The sequence below is a fragment of the Ochrobactrum sp. EDr1-4 genome (assembly GCF_049199085.1).
Taxonomy (GTDB): Bacteria; Pseudomonadota; Alphaproteobacteria; order Rhizobiales; family Rhizobiaceae; genus Brucella.
In genome coordinates this window covers 336811-355424 of the sequence record NZ_JBLZOF010000001.1, presented here as the reverse complement: position 1 = coordinate 355424, position 18614 = coordinate 336811, and the positions used below count along the sequence as shown (strand labels likewise).

Below are 18614 nucleotides of genomic sequence, written 5' to 3'. Positions count from 1 at the left end.
ACTGTAACAATCACTGTTGACGACAGATATAGTGCAAGCGGCGGAATAAAGTATGTTTGCGGCATGTTAGTGACAGACGTCGCTAGACGCTGGCCACATAATGAAAAAGACTAAGCTTTTAGCTCTGCCAGTTTCATTTTAACGGCTAGAAAATCGCGCCATGCAAAGCGCTTTTGAGCAGGCATACGCAAGAGATATTCAGGATGCAGCGTTGGCATAACAGCAATTTCTGCACCTGATGCGGTCCTATGGATGTTCCAGTTACCACGCAGCCGCAAAATGGTTTCTCCCGATCCCGTCAGTGTTTTACTTGCAGGGCCGCCAAGCGCTACAATCAACTTAGGAGCGGCAAGTTCAATCTGTCGCTCAATGAAAGGCCGGCAAAGCTCTGATTCAAGCGGTGTCGGTGCGCGGTTGCCCGGTGGTCTCCAGGCAATTGTATTGGCGATGTAAACGTTCTCGCGTTTGAAACCGATAGCCTCAATCATGCGATTGAGAAGCTGTCCGGGCTTGCCCATGAAAGGTAGTCCTTCCATGTCATCATCTCGCCCCGGAGCTTCACCAATAAACATGATGTCGGACGATGGATCGCCATCTGCAAAACACAAGTTTTTAGCTGTTGATTTAAGATTGCAACCGTCGAAACCGGCGAGTGCCTCGCGCAGCTCTTCCAATGAATTGGCTTGCGATGCGGCGGCACGTGCAAGCTCTATCTGGCTATTGTCCGGAACGTCTGACGCTGCCTGAACGGGTCGGCTGGATGGGGAAGGCGCTATCGCTGCGCGTGGTTGTTGCGAGCGCTCTGGTCGTGAACTTTGTGCAGCAGGAGAAGGCGCGTCTTGCATGCGTGCCATCGTAGGTGCTGGTGCAGCAAAACGATCAATGGGTGTTTCTGAAAGCGGCATGTCGATGCCTGCTTCCGCGTAAAAGCGTAGCAAGCCTTCCATATCCAGCAATTCATGATCATTGTTCATTCTTGTACCTCAATAAATGAGGTGACGAATTTTGGCGCTGAATGCAAGAGCAGGTCTTCGCTTTCCGCTTTAAAGTGATCTTGTGCAGGCAAAAAAGCCTGTTGCGGCAGAATGGCCCAAATCTAAATTTCAGAGAGAAAAAAATTGACGTTTACGTTAAGGTAAATATTATAATGCCGAATTTGCGGGGTTTTTGGACAATTGGACGCATATGCGACAGTCCCTAACTCTGCGAGAGGGTAGAACCAATATGGGAACGGACTGGTCATTGTCGTTGGTTATCGACAATTGCGATAGGTTCATGAGCAAAAACAACTGGATGCATTGCCCGCGCTGAAATAGTGAGGGGAAAATGTAAATATGACGGAGGCACGAATGTCTGAAGTGGTTGAGCTTCCCGAACGCGAGAGCATGGAATTTGATGTTGTGATTGTTGGCGCAGGCCCTGCTGGCCTTGCTGCGGCTATCCGTTTCAAACAAATTAATCCAGAGCTTTCGGTCGTTGTTCTTGAAAAGGGCGGGGAAGTCGGCGCGCATATTCTGTCAGGTGCGGTTGTCGATCCAAGTGGTATTGATCAGCTTCTACCGGGCTGGCGTGAAGAGGAGGGGCATCCCTTCAAAACGCCTGTAACCGCCGATCACTTCATGTTGCTTGGCCCTGCGGGTTCAGTACGTCTGCCAAACTTTGCCATGCCGCCACTGATGAACAATCATGGCAATTACATTGTTTCGCTTGGCAATGTCTGCCGCTGGCTTGGCACGAAGGCGGAAGAGCTTGGTGTTGAAATCTATCCGGGCTTTGCTGCCACCGAAGTGCTCTACAATGATGAAGGCGCAGTGATTGGTGTTGCTACCGGCGATATGGGCGTCGAGCGTGATGGCACGCATGGTCCGAACTATACGCGCGGCATGGCTTTGCTCGGCAAATATGTGCTTATTGGCGAAGGTGCGCGTGGCTCGCTTGCCAAAGAACTGATTACCAAGTTCAAACTTGATGAAGGTCGTGAGCCGGCCAAGTTCGGTATTGGCCTCAAGGAACTCTGGCAGGTTGATCCATCCAAGCATAAGGCTGGGCTGGTTCAGCATTCATTCGGCTGGCCGCTTGATATGAAGACCGGCGGTGGCTCGTTCCTTTATCACCTTGAAGACAATATGGTTGCGGTCGGCTTTGTGCTGCATCTCAACTACAAGAACCCATATTTGTCGCCATTTGAGGAATTTCAGCGTTTCAAGACGCATCCGGCGATCCGCGATACGTTTGAAGGTGGTAAGCGCCTTTCTTATGGCGCACGTGCAATCACCGAAGGCGGATTCCAGTCCGTGCCGAAGCTGTCCTTCCCGGGTGGCGCACTGATCGGCTGTTCCGCTGGTTTCGTCAATGTTCCGCGCATCAAGGGCAGCCACAATGCGGTTCTGTCGGGCATTCTCGCCGCCGATAAAATCGCAGAGGCATTGGCCGCTGGTCGCGCAAATGATGAGCCGATTGAGATTGAGAACAGCTGGCGCGACAGCGCCATTGGCAAAGACCTCAAGCGGGTCCGCAACGTCAAGCCGCTCTGGTCGAAGCTCGGAACGGTTGTTGGTGTTGCGCTTGGTGGTCTCGATATGTGGACCAACCAGCTGTTTGGCCTCTCATTCTTTGGTACGCTCAAGCATGGCAAAACCGATGCGCAGAGCCTTGAGCCAGCAGCAAAGCACAAGAAGATTGACTATCCAAAACCGGATGGCGTTTTGACTTTTGATCGTTTGTCGTCGGTGTTCTTGTCCAACACCAATCACGACGAAAACGAGCCAGTGCATTTGCAGGTTGCCGACATGAAGCTGCAACAGACATCGGAGCATGATGTTTTTGCAGGTCCATCGACACGCTACTGCCCAGCAGGTGTTTACGAGTGGGTGGATGCTGATGGAAATTCAGCTGCTGATCCGCAGGCTAAGGATGTGCGCTTTGTGATCAATGCGCAGAACTGCGTGCATTGCAAAACTTGCGACATCAAAGACCCGAACCAGAATATCAACTGGGTTCCGCCACAAGGCGGCGAAGGACCGGTTTATGTAAACATGTAATGTTTACAGGAACTGTGTCCGTCTCGTCCGCCGTAAAGAAAAATGTCGGCGAAGGACCTTTTATGTAAACATGTAATGTTTACAGGAACTTTGTCCGCATCGTCCGCCGTAGAGAAAAATGTCGGCGAGAGTCCGGCATATGTAAATATGTGATTGAAAAAGGCGGCTTCAAACCGCCTTTTTACTGCAGCATTACCGACTGTGTCTCAGGCTCGTCGGCATCTGGCCGAACAGGCATTGGAACTGAAAACTCAAGCCTGACAGGTAGGTGATCGGAGCCAACTTCTTCAAGCGTTGCTGCGACAGGCGCTTCGATTTCAGGACTTACGAGAATTTGGTCAATTGGGAGGCCTATATAAGCCGCTAGTTTCATCGGCAGGCTTTGCTGTAGCCATGATCCGCCAATGCCGGTCATTGCTTTTGTGCCGGAAGCGTTTTCTATCTGATGAACTGCATTGCTCCAGGGTGTTGCGTTGAAATCACCTGCAATAACGGAAGGGTCGTCGAATTTCTGCAATTCCGGCACCAGCTTATTGATGATCGGTGCCTGACCATACGGCCATGGAAGCACAGCATGATAGGATGCAACATTGACTGGCGTGCCGCTGAAATCAATTGAGGTCATTGCAAGGCGGTTATCGCCAAGGCATGTCTGCGCACTGCCTTCACTGAACGGACGACGGGATAAAATACCCAGGCCCATATTGCTGCCTTCTTTGCGGCATTCAAAGTGATAAGGGTAGGTGCCTTTGAGAATATCGATCCACATCGCCCAGCCTAAGCCAGCTTCCTGATAAGCGATCACATCAGGCTTTGCCTGCGCAACCATTTGCAAGACGCGCTTGGGTTCAGGATTGTTATAGCGCAGATTGATTTGCACAAGACTATAACGTGCCCCGCCAGTTGGCACATTAGCCCGCGCTGCTGATGAACCATCCAGCAGATTGCGTGCCGCACCAAGTGTTGTGCTGAAAGCGAGGATCGCAAACAGCAGGATCATCAAAGCTTCACGCCGCATTGCTGTATACAAAAGCGGCAGCGCCAGCAATCCCATCAGGATTGCGAGATATGACCTGAAATGCGCTAAAGAGTCGAACGCCGGATGTGCTGATCCAAGGAATCCAAGCACAAGCGGTACTGATACCAGAACAGCACTGATCAGCAGGATAAAAGCAAGAGTTTCGCGGCGTTTTGACATTATTTGCGAATAGCGGCTGATTACGGCGTGATGATGATGCCGAAAGCAGGGCTTCCGGCATCTTTGTTTTTATTGGAAAGCCGTTTCGTAAAAGCTTCTGAGCTTGCGTGAATGCAGTCGCTCATCTGGCATTGCAGCGATCTTCTCCATCGCACGAATACCAATTTGTAGATGCTGGGCGACTTGCCGTTTGTAGAATTCTGTCGCCATGCCGGGCAGTTTCAGCTCGCCGTGCAATGGCTTATCAGAAACACAGAGCAGAGTGCCGTATGGCACGCGGAAGCGGAAGCCATTGGCCGCAATCGTGGCCGATTCCATGTCAAGCGCTACCGCCCGCGCCTGAGAAAGACGCTGAACAGGGCCGCGCTGATCGCGCAGTTCCCAGTTACGATTATCGATCGTCGCAACTGTGCCTGTTCGCATGATGCGCTTGAGATCGTAGCCTTCGAGGCCGGTGACCTCTTCAACAGCTTCTTCAAGAGCGACCTGAATTTCTGCAAGCGCTGGCAGTGGCACCCATGCAGGAAGATCATCATCAAGGACATGGTCTTCACGCATATAGGCATGAGCCAACACATAATCACCGAGTTGCTGGCTGTTACGTAGGCCAGCGCAATGCCCCAGCATCAGCCATGCATGTGGACGCAGCACGGCAACATGGTCGGTTATGGTTTTGGCATTGGACGGACCCACACCAATATTGATCATCGTGATGCCGGAATGATCCTTGCGCTGCAGATGATAGGCTGGCATTTGCGGCATGCGTTGCAATGCAATTCCGGTGCTCGGCGCCGTTTCACCGGCAAGAGTTATCGCATTGCCCGGCTCGACAAAGCTATCATACCCGCCGCCGCCATCTGCCATCAGCTTGCGCGCATAGGCGCAGAACTCGTCCATATAGAATTGGTAATTTGTGAACAGAACGAAATTTTGAAAATGCTTAGGGCTTGTCGCAGTGTAATGCGAGAGGCGATGCAGCGAATAGTCAACACGCTGAGCTGTAAAAGGTGCGAGCGGCATCGGCTCACCGGGCAAAGGATCAAGATCGGCATTGACGATCTTGTCATTGGTTGTGGCCAGATCTGGTACATCGAACAGGTCGCGCATCGGATGCGTGAAGGCATTGGCAACTGATGCCTCAACGTAAGTGCCTTCCATGAACGCGAAATGGATCGGAATTGGCGTTGCTGATTCCCGCACCGTGACAGTCACACCATGATTGCGCATCAACAGGCGGATTTGTTCATTTAAATAGTGCTCGAAAAGGTCAGGTCGCGTGATGGTTGCCGAATAATCGCCGGGCATGGAGACATGGCCAAACGCCAGACGTGTATCAACATGAGCAAAGCTTGATGTCGACAGGCAGATTTCGGGGTAAAAAGCGCGATATCGCTGAGGTCGGACTTCTCCCTTTGCCAACTGCTCAAAAGCAGTGCGGAGAAACGCGGTATTGCGATCATAAAGCTTGCGAAGCGCGACAACCGCCGCGCCTGCATCGGTAAAAACTTGCGGCTCCATAAACGGAGGCGTTTTAATTTCGTTGAGAAATGGCTGTTCGATTCGCTGTGTCATGGCTCAGTATAACAAAATCAATGACACGCGCATGTCTCTGTTTAAATGAGATTACTTGTGTCGCAGCTTTCGGTCATTCCTTAGATGTGTGCTTTCGCGTGGCTGCTGCCGAGATGCGTTACGGTGACATTTCCAGTCATTGGCTGATCCCGATAAACATGTTGTTTGCGATCAACAAAAAGCCCTGCAACAATCGCAAAGCCAGCGATCATCATGCATACGATGGTTGTGCGTCTTAGCAGCATACTTCCCTCTATGATGGGTCTTTGGTTATAAGATATTATTTTAAGGCGAGTTGCTGAACTGTTCCTGAGAGCCTTATTCATGCAGCGTTCAAAAATATTGATGTTTCATTAACTTGGTCGGTTCGCCCTTGTGTCGCAATTCGCGGCGCTTATGTTAGCTCGCATTGTAATAATCGACAAAGCCAAGAAAGCGGGAGATGCGACCTATGGCCGAGCAGATAAAACCGATTGAACTTTACTATTGGCCGACACCGAATGGCTTCAAAGTCAGCATTATGCTGGAGGAACTCGGCGTTCCTTATGAGGTCAAATATGTGAATATCGGTAAGGGTGATCAGTTTCAGCCAGATTTCCTCAAAATCGCACCGAACAATCGCATGCCCGCTATTGTTGATCCAGAAGGTCCGGGCGGCGAGCCGATCTCGGTCTTTGAATCGGGTGCAATTCTTCAATATCTCGGACGTAAATTCGGCAAATTCTACCCTGCCGATGAACGCAAGCGCGTAGCCGTCGACGAATGGCTGATGTGGCAGATGGGTGGGCTTGGGCCGATGTCAGGTCAAGCTGGACATTTCCGCATTTATGCACCGGAGAAGGTGCAGTATGGCATTGATCGCTATACCAATGAGGTCAATCGCCTTTACGGGGTTCTTGATCGTCAGCTTGAAGGCAAAGACTATATCGCAGGTGAATATTCCATCGCTGATATGGCAAGCATAGGCTGGATTAACGCTTACAAAAACTTTGAGCAGAAGCTTGAAGATTTCCCAAACCTCAAGCGCTGGCATGAAACCATGAACGCACGACCTGCAGTGCAACGTGGTCTTGTGGTTGGAAAAGAAGAGCGCGAGCGCGCAATGGCTTCCGCAAACAAGGAAGAAGAGCAGAAGGTGCTTTTTGGCCAAAAAGCCAGGTAATTAAAAAAGGCGGCTGAGAGGCCGCCTTTTTATCAATATTACTGCCTCGTGAGGCTTTCGCTTTTGCAGATCAATCCGCCCATAACGCAGCCGGAGAGCGAAAGCGTGTTGCCTTTGACGCTGGCTTTTCCGGTATACGTCTTGCCTTCGTCAAGCTTGTTGACCTCGCCTTTATAACTGCCGTCTTTGCCTGCCATAGAGCCGATTGATTTGCCCTTATATTCGCCGGTCTGAACTGTGCCGCAATATTTGCCGCCAGCACAGGCCGCATAGCTGATGATTGTGCCGTTCGGTCGCTTCCACGTGCCAACAATGGCTTCATCAGCAAAAGCTGGTGCAGCGAGGGTAGCCGTCAGAACAACCGCGGCAGTCAGTCCCATCATAAAATTACGGATCATGCATTCCTCCCAAAATGCGGCAAGGCACATTGCCTTGCAGAAAACTTACGCAAACGTAAACGTAATCGAATTTGGAGTTGAGCGAAAGAGGTATAATTGCAGCCGTTATATTCCTTGCTATCCATGTTCTAAACGAAGCCAATCTGCACCATGGTTATCATCTGGTTTCTAAGTGCTGTGGATGAAAAATCCGCCAATTTGGAAAAATGCTGCAATTCATTGAGCTTGGATGTTTAACAAAATCCGAAGTTTACTCCTTGTTGGGATTTTGTTGTCGCGTTGTTAAGCATCTGGTTTAACGTGCATTTTAACTCTGTTGCGTAATCTCAACATCATGAACGGAACGACAGATCCGACAGTTCCGGTACGGTGAAAGCCAGTCTCAGAAACAAAGAGCGGACGGTTCTCGGGATTTAACAGGGACAAAGAAAATGACACAGTTTCAGAGCGTCACACAGCAGAGCAAAACAGGTTCGCAGGATCGCATTCTTTTAGAAATGGGATTGAAATATGCCGTTGGCCGGGACTGTGAGATTGATGTGGTCGAAGCACATAAATGGCTTAATATCGCGGCAATTCGCGGCAATCAGAAAGCCGAGCGTATGCGCAATCAGGTTGCTGCAACCATGAGCAAGACAGAACTTGCCGCAGCCCTGCGCAGTGCTCGCGAATGGATGACTGAGCACTGAGTTAGTTCAAAGTTTAAACAAAAGCCGCCCGGTGAGGCGGCTTTTTGTTTAACTTATGCCCAGATAGCGCCCCGGTTTATGATTGATCGCGATAATGACATTCATAGCCACGGCACCGGCCAGCGATAGCAGCATGTTTTCCCAAGGAATAAAGAACAGGGAACCAAGCATAATAATAACGTCGAGTGCTAGCTGGAACCAGCCGGCACGAATGCCATAGGCATCCTGCAAATAAAGCGCCAGAATGTTCACACCGCCGACGCCCGATCGGTGGCGGAAAAGGGCGAGAACACCCATCCCCATAAGTGTGCCGCCCATCAGTGCTGCAAACAGTGGGTTGATTGAGCTGAAATCAACGCACATGGGTATGATTTTGGCGAAGAGCGACATAAGAGCAACCGCGATAAATGTTCTGACCGTAAATGCCCAGCCCATCCGTTTCGCTGCAAAATAATAGAACGGCAGATTGATCACAAAATAGAGCGCGCCAAAGCCGATGCCGGTGGCATACTGGATAAGCAACGCGATTCCAGCGGTGCTGCCAGTCATCAGTGTAGCCTGGCTATAAAGGGTTATGCCCAACGCGATGAATGAGGTGCCAATGAGCATTGCAATCGCATCTTCATAAAGGCGATGCCGATCCGGCGTGATTAGGCTGGTAGTATCGACAAGTGGGGAGACACTATTTGACACGATCAACTCCAAAGCTGCGAAAAACTGAACGAATTGATGAAACGACCAGAGCGAACCCCAGCACTTATCTGCATATATTTTCGCTGATTTGATTGTTTGAATGCCAATGATCAGCGTCATGTCTTGGGAGACGTGGCGAATATATAGCATTTCGTAAGTATGCCTGCACCGCTAGCAATATTGTTATTTTGCGTGCCGTTTTTCGATTTCATCGCGCTTATGTCTTCGAATTATTTTGGATTATTTCGTATTCGGTTTTGGCAAGAAACTGTTTCACCTCTGTCGGGCTACGCAAATGGTGCTTCAAAAGATGCGACGGAGCCTTTTCCATAAAAGCGAGTGCGCGAATGCGGCCATTTTTGCGATAGTTTGCTGCGAATTTGAGAAACTCCCAGTCAAAGCGCTCTTTGCATCCTTCGGCCATGTCTGGACGTGACTTTCCGAAATAGCGAAATGTTCGGGTGAGGATTCTCCAGAGGCGTCTCGGTGTCGAAATATCCAAAAAGATGAGCATATCGGCACGTTCTGCGCGATATGCCATTGTTTCACTATGGTTGCCTTCGAAGATCCATTCATCTCGATTTGCGACTTCCGTAGTCAAACGTCCTATTTCTTCGCGTGGGCGCATTGTCCAATTGGGTAGCCAGTAAATCGTATCGATGTGAACGACCGGGAGACCGCTTATTTTTCCGAGAGAACGGGCCAGAGTGGACTTTCCTGAGCCTGCGCCGCCAAATATCATTACTCTCTTAATCATGGTGACGAATTCCTGATTTTAACTCTATTGCAATAATATTGAGACAAAGAATTATAATTACTGTAGGTTTACTTATGTTCGATGAGCCGTTGTAACGCGCTAAGAATGACGTTTAGAATTTTTGTATTGTAGACAATGGTAATATTAATCGAGTGATTGACAGTCAACTTGCCGAGTATCAATATTGATGCTGAATATGACGTTCGGAAGGTTTGAAGACGGGCAAAGAAGACCCGGAGTTTTGAATGGTCGCATCGAGCGGCAATAGAGTAATCAGTATCGTAATCAATAGTCCGTATCCGACAGGGAGCGACGAGATGTCTATTCGTACCATTACAGCTTTGGCTGGGACCGCATTCATTCTGAGCGTATCTGCCTTTGCATTTTCAACGCAGGCCAGTGCGCTGACCATGAAAGAATGTAGCGCGAAGTATCAGTCGGCCAAGGATGCCGGGACACTCGGTGACGTAAAGTGGAACGATTTCCGTAAGGCGCAGTGCGGAGATGATGCTGCGGCAGCGCCTGCGGCTCCTGCAAAGAAGGCTGCTGCGCCTGCCAAAAATGCGGCGGCTCCAGCCGCCGATGATGCTGCCAAAGGCCTGACAATGAAGCAGTGCAGCACAAAATATCAGGCTGCTAAAGATGCAGGTACTGACGGTGGCGCAAAATGGAATGATTTCCGCAAGGCTGAATGCGGTCCAGGTGCTGACGCTGTCGCCCTGACAACGGATGGCAATTCAGAGCCAGCCGCTCCTACTGTTGCGGCACCAAAGGGCATGAAGTTTCCGACTGCTGTTTCAGCCAAGTTCTCCAGCGAATCGCCCGGTAAGGCTCGCATGCACACTTGCCTTGAGCAGTATCATGCGGCGAAAGATGCCAATGCGCTTGGCGGCCTTAAATGGGTCCAGAAGGGTGGCGGTTATTACAGCCTTTGCAATGCACGACTGAAGGGAAATTCATAAACCAGATCTGGGACGGCTTATAAGTCGGTTTGAACTTACACCGTTTTAGAGAAAAGGCCTTGCAAACCTGCAAGGCCTTTTTTGTAAGTTTACTTTAAGCAATCAGCTTCGTTTGAACCAACTGCTTACTCCAACAATGAGCCAGCCGAGAATCATCAGGCTGCCGCCTGTTGGTGCTGCCATTGGAAATAGTCTGCTTCCGGCCATGTCGCGCATGAAGAGGTCTCCGCAAAACAGTGCCAGTCCTGCGAGGAGTATGGCGCCGCCAATGCTTGCCACGCGGCTATTGGGGACAATCAATGACAGAACTAAGAGAGCAGGGGCATGGCCAAGCAAAAGGGGGGCTATGGCACTCAAGTGGTTTTCACCGCCGTGTGCGGCTCCTGCATAAGCAGCAATAGCCAGTCCACCACACAGGCCTGCAAGCGTACCGAACACCGGATTACGTGTCTGGGCGTTGAGTTGGTTTGACATAATAATCTCCGCAGTAATTCAGAACGTGCGTTGGAATGGTTTTAAATTTGCTATAGGCTTTTTTGCGCATCGAGGATTGCGTCTGGAAGTGCTGCTTCAAACATATCCAATTGCTCCTTGATGCCGACACTCACCCGAATACAGCGGTCAAGAACTGGCGCGCCGGGCTTGCGGACGAAAATGTCTCGTTCAATCAGGCCGTTCAGGATAGCGGTTGCAAAAGCGCCATCGTGACCGCAATCAATTGTCACGAAATTGGTGGCCGAAGGGATTGGCTTTAATCCGTGTTTCACTGCGATCTTTGCAATGCGATCACGGCCCGCGTGGATTTTAGCTACAACGTCGTTCAGATAATCCTGATCCTTTAGTGCCGCGATAGCGGCCGCTTGTGCAATCCGATTAACTGCAAAATGATCGCGGATTTTGTTGAAAGCGCTGATCGCATTCTCATTACCCACTACGTAACCAACGCGAATGCCCGCAAGCCCGTAAGCCTTTGAGAAAGTGCGCATCCGAAGGACGTTTGGCCGGGCCAGTTCAAATGGCGGAAACGCAGAAGCGGGGCCGGTCTCGCAATAGGCCTCATCGAGAATCAGCATCGTAGTTTCAGGTAGTCGTTCAATGAATGACTGAATATCCGAACCGTCGTGCCATGTACCCATCGGATTGTCGGGGTTTGCGATGTAGAGCAGAGCCGGATTTTCCTGCTTCGCTTTCTCGATGAGTGCATCGAGATCAGGCCTGTCCTGATTGTAAGGCACAGTTAGCAAAGTGCCGCCAAAACCTGAAACGTGATAGTTAAATGTCGGATAGCCGCCGAGTGAATTGATTACTTTGTCGCCTTGCTGGACATATTGACGGACAACGAGGCCCAACAGAGCATCCACACCGGCACCCGGCATAATGTTTTCTGGCTTCACACCATGATGTGCGGCAATCGCGTGGCGCAGAGCATAATTCTCTGGGTCGCCATATTTCCATACTTCAGATGCCTCCTGCTTCATTGCTTCAATGACAGAAGGCGCAGGACCAAAGCTGCTTTCGTTTGCACCAATTCGAGCAGTGAAGGGTTTTCCACGCTGCAATTCGAGAGTCTCTGGGCCAACAAAAGGGACGGTGGAGGGAAGGCTTTCAACAAGTGGTGTGAGACGAGGCGATGTCATTATGCTTCCGGTCAATGTGTCTGATGGGACCGAAGTGGCAAACTCGCTCCGCTTAAGCGGTTAGATGGAACAGGTTTGCACATCTGCGCCCGATGTAAGATAACTCAGGCTTAGCAACTTGTGTCATCTTTCACCATACTGCCAGTCTAGGAAATATCATCGCTCAGTTATTTGATGGCACGTCAGGCTGCAGTGTGTCGTAGATTAATGAATGCATATGGTCGTAAAGGGTTTATTGTTTGTCTGTATCGCTCGTGAAGTACAGATAACCCACCGGCTGCGGTGCTCTGAGGATACTAAAAACTTTATTTAAAAGGCCACCCCGATTTCGCGCACATTCGCGAAATCCGTCTTAACTCAACAGCTTGCATCAGTGCACTTCGAGAACTTTAACGCAGGAATCAAGATCGTGTGTAGCAAGATGAGCGTAGCGCATGGTCATCTGCAAAGTTTGATGACCGAGCCACATCTGCACACGACGAATATCAATTCCGCCACGGACCAAACGCGACGCGCAGGTATGACGCAAAATATGTGGAACAACTTGATCATCTGTGCCGAGGCCAACTTCGATTTTGGCTTCGTTCCAAATCTGACGGAAACGAACCTGATTGAGCATTGAGAAGGGCCCCTTAAGGCGATCATGCTCAATGACTGTTGCCTTTTTTGCACGTTTTGTCAGAGGTACTGTCCGGCTTCGGTTGGATTTGGTGAACCAAAAAGTGGTGCGATGTTCCTGAATGTCATTCCAGGTCAGGCCAATAGCTTCGCCGAGGCGACAGCCGGTATCGACGAGGAAAATTGAAAGACGATAACTATCTTCGCAGCGTGACTTAACCGCAGCAAAGAGACGCTTTTCTTCTTCATATTCTAAGAAGCGAATGCGTCCTGCTCGCTCTTTCTGCCGAACAAATTCCGGCAGGCTGTAGATATCCCCCATTTTGTGCGCCTTCCGCAGCAGCTTACTTAATGCAGCCATCTTACGATTGATGGTTGCATTGCTGTTACCGCGCTCACGAAGCGTACCAATGACAGAGTCGAGCATCGCTTGATCAAACCCAGAAAAGCGCATGCCTTTCAGGATTTCATCGATCTCACCGAGAAAAGACTTCACATTATACTTGTGTGACCCATCATCCCAGAGAATGTTGATATACTTACCAGCCAGCTCTGCCAGAGTGAATTGTTCTACAATTCTATGCTTCTGGCTTCTGATGGATGTATATTCGAGATTATAATCGATAACTGGTGTGTATGTATCACCACTATCGATCTTCGTTCCCCCAACGACGATCATAGCATGCCCCCATATTTTTTATGGGAAACACACATAATTAAATAATTACAGAAACACAAGATAAGTAAGCTAATTTTATGTGGAGACATATTACGACCCTCTAAAAGATCTGTTTGCCCCCATTCTATTCTCGTATTCACTCAGGCGCGCCCACACAAAATCCCCATCTTGAGCAAGCATATCGATTACGTTCGTGAACAATTAAAAAGAACCTGACGCCGTAGGTCCCCCGCGGCGTCAGGCATATCGTTTTGTTCTGATTAGAACGAACGCTGGAAGCGAACCATACCCTGCCAAGCGTCCTGACCTTTTAGGACCGACTTCTTGTCATCCCACTTAGTGTAGGAAACTTCTGGAGTAATGGTGAAGCCTGGAACGAGCTGGTAAGCTACGTTTGCAGTAGCTGCGAAGGTCTTCGCGTCTTCGTAAGCGAGCTGTACGTTGAATGTTGCCTTTTCAGTTGCAACGAACTTTGCACCACCCCAAACAGCCCAATCGCCACCCCAAGTGCCGTAGAAGCTGTTGGTCAGACGAACGCCACGAAGAGTCGAGCTGCCACCATCAACAACGATATTGGTGCTGCCAACAGCGTCGTAATGAGCATAGATATCGTTGTTCGACTTGTAGCCGCCCTGTACCCATACGGAGAACTGATCAGTTACATTTACGTCGAGGCGAACTTTACCGGCCCATTCTTCGTTACGAGCGTCGTAAGCTGCAACACCAGCGATCGAACCCCAACCCTGAGCATACTTCAGACCACCAACAACATGCGGCGTGTAGTCATCGATGATGCCGTAATCGAGGAAGGCGTCGTCTTTGTTGCCTTGCTCAAGAGCAATAATAGCCGAGAAGCCGTTGCCACCAGTGAAGGTGTAGCTGATTGCGTTGGTGCGGTAGCCACCAGCAGAAATCACGTCATCGTTGATAACGTCGCCAAGATAACCCGGGAATGTAAGGAACGCAGATTCATCAAGACCAACGCGGAAGCCGCCGAGCTGAATGTAAGCGAAATTCAGCGATGTGCCGGAATCGCCACCGTTTGCATAGTTGAAGCGGGATTCTGTGTAGGTCTTCAGTGTACCAAATTCGGTTTCCGAAGCGGTCGATGTGCGTAGAGTGAAGCGCGACAGGAAGCTATAAGTGTCGCGATCTTTTCCATGATCAGTAAACTTAAAGCCACCACCTTCTACAGCGGAAACACCTGCGCCGCGATAATACACATCGTCGCCGCCCTTGATGTCTGCACGAACGTAGCCGTGGATGCGCAGGCAGGTTTCGGTGCCTGGAATGTAGAAGTAGCCAGCGCCGTATGCATCGCAAACGCGGACGTATTCAACTGCTTCTGGCTCTGGAGCGACGATTGCGTCTGCTGCCTGAGCGCCGGTAGCTGCAACGAGAGCTGCAGCGGAGCCGAGGAGAAGGCTCTTGATGTTCATTTCTGACCTCCAGTCAAGAATCGACCGAAATTCAGAAAATATTGTTGATTCAATAGGTTAATTGAATTGCAAATTTTGAAGCTGAAAAAGTCAGAAAAATTAATTCAAAAATAAACGAAATTCGGGCGCCCTATTCAGCGTCCAAAACAGCAAACTCGATTATTTTCGATGATTTGATAATGGAGGAGAGGATGGGATTCGAACCCACGAAACCCTTCCGGGTCTACTCCCTTAGCAGGGGAGCGCCTTCGACCTCTCGGCCACCTCTCCAATGAGGGCGAGATAGCCGGTACGCTTCATCTTTTCAAGTGATTTGAGCTGCTAAGTGCAAATTTATCAGGAAAATACATACATTACCCTATAGGGGCTTGTGAATAAGTCCGTTTTCTCGGTGTTTTGTCGAGCGTTTCGATCGTGGAAAGTTCGTAAGCTTGGCCCAGGGATTCGCTGCAAATCTCTCAGGTTTGCCCGTGTTGATAAACTCGGCGCCTGATTTGAGACAGAATCCGTTTCAATTGATGGATTCGTCGATCGGGTGCCATAGAAATTCCAAAAAACACGCGTTTTCAATCGTTAAGACGGGTTAACGGGTGTTCATAAATGCTAATAAAGTATTAATTTTTGTATTAGATACGGGCAATTTCGTGTCATTTCTGCAACAACCGTCTTGCATAGCTCCCAATTAATGCCGGTTCGCGATATTCGTTGTTGAACTCAAAAAGTTGGCGAGTATCTTCACATCCAGAAGAAGGAGCGCTTCGGGGCGACTTTTTCATCAGGGGATGGGGACAGGTTGTCCTTCAGCCAAATCAGAATGCCCAGACCCATTTACAACTTTGACTGGAGGTCAGAAATGAACATCAAGAGCCTTCTCCTCGGCTCCGCTGCAGCTCTCGTTGCAGCTACCGGCGCTCAGGCAGCAGACGCAATCGTCGCTCCAGAGCCAGAAGCAGTTGAATACGTCCGCGTTTGCGATGCATACGGCGCTGGCTACTTCTACATTCCAGGCACCGAAACCTGCCTGCGCATCCACGGCTACGTTCGTGCAGACATCAAGGGCGGCGACGACGTTTATGGTCGCGGTGGCCTGGTTGACGTTCGTGACGAAGCTGGTGAAGTTGTTGGCGTTCGCGCAGTTCGTAACTCGAACCGTGACACTTACGATTTCTTGACACGTTTCTCGCTTCGTTTCTCGACCGCTTCGGAAACAGAGCTCGGCACGCTTAAGACATACACCGAAGCTCGTTTCCAGTACCAGAACGGCGCTGACTCGGGTTCGACTGGAACACTGCGTTATGGCTACATTCAGCTCGGCGGTCTTCGTGTTGGTCTTGACGAATCCGCATTCGTAACCTTCCCTGGTTACCTCGGCGACGTCATCAACGACGACGTGATCCTTGCTGGTGGCTACCGCACCAACGCAATTAGCTACACCTTCACTGGCGGCAATGGCTTCTCTGCTATCATCGCTCTTGAACAGGGTGGCAATGGCGACTCCGACACAGACGTAGTTATCGATGACTACACACCACATGTTGTTGGTGGCCTGAAGTATGCTCAGGGCTGGGGTTCGATCGTTGGTGTTGCAGCTTACGATTCAGTTAACGAAGAATGGGCTGGTAAAGTTCGTTTGGACGTAAACGTAACCGATCAGTTCTCCGTTTGGGTAATGGGCGGCTACAAGTCGAACAACGACACATACGTCGGTGGCGAGTTTGACGTTAACGGCAACTACCGCAATGGCTACCGTCTCGTAGACAGCTTCTACGGCACATGGGGCGGCGATTGGGCTGTTTGGGGCGGCGCGAAGTTCAAGGCAACCGACAAGGCTACCTTCAACGTTCAGCTCGCTTACGAAGATGCAAAGACCTTCGCGGCTACTGCAAACGTAGCTTACGAACTGGTTCCAGGCTTCACCGTAACTCCAGAAGTTTCCTACACAAAGTGGGATGACAAGTATTCTGTCCAGAAGGGCAATGATGCTTGGCAGGGTATGGTTCGCTTCCAGCGTTCGTTCTAATCCTAACGGATTGGTTACAGGAAACCCGGCAGCTTCGCTGTCGGGTTTTTTGTTGTCTTGAGTTTTGGAATGTTGCTTACGCGCTTGCATTTTCGGGCAAGGCAGTTCTTTTGGTGCTATAAATCGCACGTGATTTTGCATCGGAGATATGGATTTATGCTGAAATGGTTCTGGCCAGCTTTGACATGGACTGCGGCGCTGACATCCTTAGCGCTTTGGTTTGGTGCGGATAGGGTCGAAGCCGATATCAGCGCGCGAGCTGCGCAAGTGCTTTCGCCTTATGTCTGGACGGGTTTCGATGTCGATGGTCGCGATGTCGTGCTGAAAGGCATGGCGCCTGATCCCGAATCACAGCGCGCTGCAGTTCAAGCCTTAGAGCAGCTTCGCGGTATCGGTGATTTTTCTAATCTGACGACTGTTTTACAGGCTGCCAGCCCATATGTTTTCAAGTTAACGCAAGGCGGTGAGGGGATTATCCTGTCAGGTTATATTCCTGATAACTCCATGCGCGATGCAATTATGAGTGCAGCAGAGTCTATAGGCTCAGGCGTGCTGGTTGATGATCAGATGGCGCTTGCGCGCGGTGCGCAGCCAGAGTTTGAACAGCGCGTTCTTTTCGCGATTAATCTGGCGAAAAAGCTGACCGATGCGGAAATTGAAATATCCGAAGCCGCACTTTCGGTTAAAGGAAAAGTCAGAGACGATGGCACTCTGAATGCCCTAAACACTCAATTGAATGGGGCATTGCCTTATGGATTGACCCTGGCCAACTCCAATATTGCGAAGTTCTGATCGTGTTGCTTCATTAAACGCTTTCATCCCCTGTTTCTTCGCATTGTCTGATTGACAGCGGAGGCTTCGGTGCCTTTCCTGTGTATAAGGAAAGTGCTTCGGATCGATTGTCAGGCGAGTTTTAAATGCTTTATCTTGCAGAGATGTTTTGGCCCGTACTTTTGTTGTCGGGCGTGATTGGATTGGCAGTTGGGTGGCTGACGGCTTCTAAGTGAGTGGCCGTTGGGTGAATTGCGCAGCGTTTTATTGATTGCCGTGGTTGAATCCGCGTGCAGATGCGTAGAGTAAGAGGAAACCTTAATGCCGATGTTGATTGTTCAATTGGCGATACTCATTGCCGTTGCTTTTGTAATTGGCTGCATTTTGGGTCGCCTGCTTAAAGGCAGAAAATCTGCTGACAAAATTCAGGAAGATATTGTCATTGCGGCAGCGCTTTCGACACCCGCACTGGATGAAAAGCCAGAGCCAGTTGCGGTAGTCAAGGAAGCCGTGGCTGATGAGCCTCAGGTGAAGCAGGCCGAGGTAGCTGTTGAACCAGTTGAAGAAGAGACGATAAACGAGCGTCCTACCGCTCTGGAGCAGGTTGAGGAAGCATCGATCGAAGAGGTTGTTGTCGCTCCAGTTGAAACCGGTAAGCCAGAATTGTTGGATTCTCCGTTGCGCGGTAAGCCCGATGCTTTGACGGCAATTAACGGTATTGGCAACGCAATTGAAGCCAAGCTTCACGAGATTGGTATTTTTCATTATGCGCAGATAGCGCAATGGAACCTGGATCAGGCGATGTGGATCGAGCGTAACATTGGCTTTTCAGGCCGTGTGACGCGTGAAGACTGGGTAGGGCAGGCGGGAAAAATGGCCGAAGCTGTATCTGCAAGCGCTACAAAGCGTACGGCGAGGCCGAAGAAGCCCACGACGAAGACAAAGGCGCCTACGCGTCCGAAGAGGAAACAGGCTTAA

At 50.1% G+C, this 18614-nt stretch carries 18 protein-coding genes and 1 tRNA gene; 7 read left to right on the top strand and 12 right to left on the bottom strand.

The window, feature by feature from the left end:
• Nucleotides 1-110 precede the first annotated feature (110 nt).
• Entirely contained in the window at nucleotides 111-974 is an 864-nt protein-coding gene (locus tag ACOZHT_RS01830; RefSeq protein ID WP_339508161.1) for a uracil-DNA glycosylase, read from the bottom strand.
• Between the two features lie 375 nt (nucleotides 975-1349).
• Here ACOZHT_RS01830 and ACOZHT_RS01825 point away from each other — a divergent pair, with 375 nt between their 5' ends.
• Nucleotides 1350-3041, top strand: a complete 1692-nt coding sequence (locus ACOZHT_RS01825) for an electron transfer flavoprotein-ubiquinone oxidoreductase (RefSeq protein ID WP_339508162.1) — start codon at nucleotides 1350-1352, stop codon at nucleotides 3039-3041.
• A gap of 181 nt (nucleotides 3042-3222) precedes the next feature.
• Here the strand turns inward: ACOZHT_RS01825 and ACOZHT_RS01820 are convergent, their stop codons facing one another.
• The 3 genes from ACOZHT_RS01820 to ACOZHT_RS01810 all read right to left on the bottom strand — a co-directional run bounded on the left by ACOZHT_RS01820 (nucleotide 3223) and on the right by ACOZHT_RS01810 (nucleotide 6056).
• Nucleotides 3223-4239, bottom strand: a complete 1017-nt coding sequence (locus tag ACOZHT_RS01820; RefSeq protein ID WP_421565289.1) for an endonuclease/exonuclease/phosphatase family protein — start codon at nucleotides 4237-4239, stop codon at nucleotides 3223-3225.
• A 69-nt stretch (nucleotides 4240-4308) separates the two neighbouring features.
• Nucleotides 4309-5811 (bottom strand): AMP nucleosidase, encoded by a 1503-nt coding sequence (locus tag ACOZHT_RS01815; RefSeq protein ID WP_339508166.1) that lies wholly within the window; start codon nucleotides 5809-5811, stop codon nucleotides 4309-4311.
• 80 nt (nucleotides 5812-5891) lie between these two features.
• Nucleotides 5892-6056: a hypothetical protein gene (locus ACOZHT_RS01810; RefSeq protein WP_339508168.1), complete on the bottom strand. Its 165-nt coding sequence runs from the start codon at nucleotides 6054-6056 to the stop codon at nucleotides 5892-5894.
• 206 nt (nucleotides 6057-6262) lie between these two features.
• On the opposite strand from ACOZHT_RS01810, the gene ACOZHT_RS01805 reads away from it, so the two are divergent.
• On the top strand, nucleotides 6263-6973 hold the full coding sequence (locus ACOZHT_RS01805; protein ID WP_339508170.1) for a glutathione binding-like protein: 711 nt from the start codon (nucleotides 6263-6265) through the stop codon (nucleotides 6971-6973).
• 38 nt (nucleotides 6974-7011) lie between these two features.
• Here the strand turns inward: ACOZHT_RS01805 and ACOZHT_RS01800 are convergent, their stop codons facing one another.
• Nucleotides 7012-7356, bottom strand: coding sequence for a DUF2147 domain-containing protein (locus ACOZHT_RS01800; RefSeq protein ID WP_421565392.1), 345 nt, complete (start codon nucleotides 7354-7356; stop codon nucleotides 7012-7014).
• A gap of 446 nt (nucleotides 7357-7802) precedes the next feature.
• Between ACOZHT_RS01800 and ACOZHT_RS01795 the strand changes: the two genes are divergently transcribed.
• Nucleotides 7803-8060: a sel1 repeat family protein gene (locus ACOZHT_RS01795; RefSeq protein ID WP_421565288.1), complete on the top strand. Its 258-nt coding sequence runs from the start codon at nucleotides 7803-7805 to the stop codon at nucleotides 8058-8060.
• Nucleotides 8061-8108: 48 nt separating this feature from the next.
• On the opposite strand, the gene ACOZHT_RS01790 is transcribed toward ACOZHT_RS01795, so the two are convergent.
• Nucleotides 8109-8669: a YitT family protein gene (locus tag ACOZHT_RS01790; protein ID WP_421565391.1), complete on the bottom strand. Its 561-nt coding sequence runs from the start codon at nucleotides 8667-8669 to the stop codon at nucleotides 8109-8111.
• 301 nt (nucleotides 8670-8970) lie between these two features.
• Nucleotides 8971-9510, bottom strand: coding sequence for a DNA topology modulation protein FlaR (locus tag ACOZHT_RS01785; protein WP_421565287.1), 540 nt, complete (start codon nucleotides 9508-9510; stop codon nucleotides 8971-8973).
• A 317-nt stretch (nucleotides 9511-9827) separates the two neighbouring features.
• On the opposite strand from ACOZHT_RS01785, the gene ACOZHT_RS01780 reads away from it, so the two are divergent.
• On the top strand, nucleotides 9828-10472 hold the full coding sequence (locus ACOZHT_RS01780) for an antifreeze protein (protein ID WP_421565286.1): 645 nt from the start codon (nucleotides 9828-9830) through the stop codon (nucleotides 10470-10472).
• 102 nt (nucleotides 10473-10574) lie between these two features.
• On the opposite strand, the gene ACOZHT_RS01775 is transcribed toward ACOZHT_RS01780, so the two are convergent.
• From ACOZHT_RS01775 to ACOZHT_RS01755, 5 genes are all read right to left on the bottom strand, one after another.
• On the bottom strand, nucleotides 10575-10946 hold the full coding sequence (locus tag ACOZHT_RS01775) for a DUF423 domain-containing protein (RefSeq protein WP_339508180.1): 372 nt from the start codon (nucleotides 10944-10946) through the stop codon (nucleotides 10575-10577).
• A 50-nt stretch (nucleotides 10947-10996) separates the two neighbouring features.
• Entirely contained in the window at nucleotides 10997-12109 is a 1113-nt protein-coding gene (locus ACOZHT_RS01770; RefSeq protein WP_339508182.1) for a pyridoxal phosphate-dependent aminotransferase, read from the bottom strand.
• A 370-nt stretch (nucleotides 12110-12479) separates the two neighbouring features.
• Nucleotides 12480-13406 carry a site-specific integrase gene (locus tag ACOZHT_RS01765; protein WP_339508183.1) on the bottom strand — a complete coding sequence of 309 codons (927 nt, stop codon included), beginning with the start codon at nucleotides 13404-13406 and terminating at the stop codon, nucleotides 12480-12482.
• A 260-nt stretch (nucleotides 13407-13666) separates the two neighbouring features.
• The gene (locus ACOZHT_RS01760) at nucleotides 13667-14845 is read right to left on the bottom strand and encodes a porin (protein WP_421565285.1); all 1179 of its coding nucleotides are present in this window, start codon (nucleotides 14843-14845) and stop codon (nucleotides 13667-13669) included.
• Nucleotides 14846-15025: 180 nt separating this feature from the next.
• Nucleotides 15026-15115 (bottom strand) — tRNA-Ser (locus ACOZHT_RS01755).
• Between the two features lie 583 nt (nucleotides 15116-15698).
• Here ACOZHT_RS01755 and ACOZHT_RS01750 point away from each other — a divergent pair.
• From ACOZHT_RS01750 to ACOZHT_RS01740, 3 genes are all read left to right on the top strand, one after another.
• On the top strand, nucleotides 15699-16865 hold the full coding sequence (locus ACOZHT_RS01750; RefSeq protein WP_421565284.1) for a porin: 1167 nt from the start codon (nucleotides 15699-15701) through the stop codon (nucleotides 16863-16865).
• A 156-nt stretch (nucleotides 16866-17021) separates the two neighbouring features.
• On the top strand, nucleotides 17022-17657 hold the full coding sequence (locus ACOZHT_RS01745) for a BON domain-containing protein (RefSeq protein ID WP_421565283.1): 636 nt from the start codon (nucleotides 17022-17024) through the stop codon (nucleotides 17655-17657).
• 300 nt (nucleotides 17658-17957) lie between these two features.
• The gene (locus tag ACOZHT_RS01740) at nucleotides 17958-18614 is read left to right on the top strand and encodes an endonuclease (protein ID WP_421565282.1); all 657 of its coding nucleotides are present in this window, start codon (nucleotides 17958-17960) and stop codon (nucleotides 18612-18614) included.

Excerpts from the sequence above, each read along its gene's own strand:
- ACOZHT_RS01800 (WP_421565392.1), bottom strand. The coding sequence starts at position 7,356 with ATGATGGGACTGACTGCCGCGGTTGTTCTGACGGCTACCCTCGCTGCA.
- ACOZHT_RS01820 (WP_421565289.1), bottom strand. The coding sequence starts at position 4,239 with ATGTCAAAACGCCGCGAAACTCTTGCTTTTATCCTGCTGATCAGTGCT.
- ACOZHT_RS01745 (WP_421565283.1), top strand. The coding sequence starts at position 17,022 with ATGCTGAAATGGTTCTGGCCAGCTTTGACATGGACTGCGGCGCTGACA.
- ACOZHT_RS01830 (WP_339508161.1), bottom strand. The coding sequence starts at position 974 with ATGAACAATGATCATGAATTGCTGGATATGGAAGGCTTGCTACGCTTT.
- ACOZHT_RS01810 (WP_339508168.1), bottom strand. The coding sequence starts at position 6,056 with ATGCTGCTAAGACGCACAACCATCGTATGCATGATGATCGCTGGCTTT.
- ACOZHT_RS01780 (WP_421565286.1), top strand. The coding sequence starts at position 9,828 with ATGTCTATTCGTACCATTACAGCTTTGGCTGGGACCGCATTCATTCTG.
- ACOZHT_RS01795 (WP_421565288.1), top strand. The coding sequence starts at position 7,803 with ATGACACAGTTTCAGAGCGTCACACAGCAGAGCAAAACAGGTTCGCAG.
- ACOZHT_RS01750 (WP_421565284.1), top strand. The coding sequence starts at position 15,699 with ATGAACATCAAGAGCCTTCTCCTCGGCTCCGCTGCAGCTCTCGTTGCA.
- ACOZHT_RS01770 (WP_339508182.1), bottom strand. The coding sequence starts at position 12,109 with ATGACATCGCCTCGTCTCACACCACTTGTTGAAAGCCTTCCCTCCACC.
- ACOZHT_RS01825 (WP_339508162.1), top strand. The coding sequence starts at position 1,350 with ATGTCTGAAGTGGTTGAGCTTCCCGAACGCGAGAGCATGGAATTTGAT.
- ACOZHT_RS01785 (WP_421565287.1), bottom strand. The coding sequence starts at position 9,510 with ATGATTAAGAGAGTAATGATATTTGGCGGCGCAGGCTCAGGAAAGTCC.
- ACOZHT_RS01790 (WP_421565391.1), bottom strand. The coding sequence starts at position 8,669 with ATGCTCATTGGCACCTCATTCATCGCGTTGGGCATAACCCTTTATAGC.
- ACOZHT_RS01815 (WP_339508166.1), bottom strand. The coding sequence starts at position 5,811 with ATGACACAGCGAATCGAACAGCCATTTCTCAACGAAATTAAAACGCCT.
- ACOZHT_RS01775 (WP_339508180.1), bottom strand. The coding sequence starts at position 10,946 with ATGTCAAACCAACTCAACGCCCAGACACGTAATCCGGTGTTCGGTACG.
- ACOZHT_RS01805 (WP_339508170.1), top strand. The coding sequence starts at position 6,263 with ATGGCCGAGCAGATAAAACCGATTGAACTTTACTATTGGCCGACACCG.
- ACOZHT_RS01740 (WP_421565282.1), top strand. The coding sequence starts at position 17,958 with ATGCCGATGTTGATTGTTCAATTGGCGATACTCATTGCCGTTGCTTTT.
- ACOZHT_RS01760 (WP_421565285.1), bottom strand. The coding sequence starts at position 14,845 with ATGAACATCAAGAGCCTTCTCCTCGGCTCCGCTGCAGCTCTCGTTGCA.
- ACOZHT_RS01765 (WP_339508183.1), bottom strand. The coding sequence starts at position 13,406 with ATGATCGTCGTTGGGGGAACGAAGATCGATAGTGGTGATACATACACA.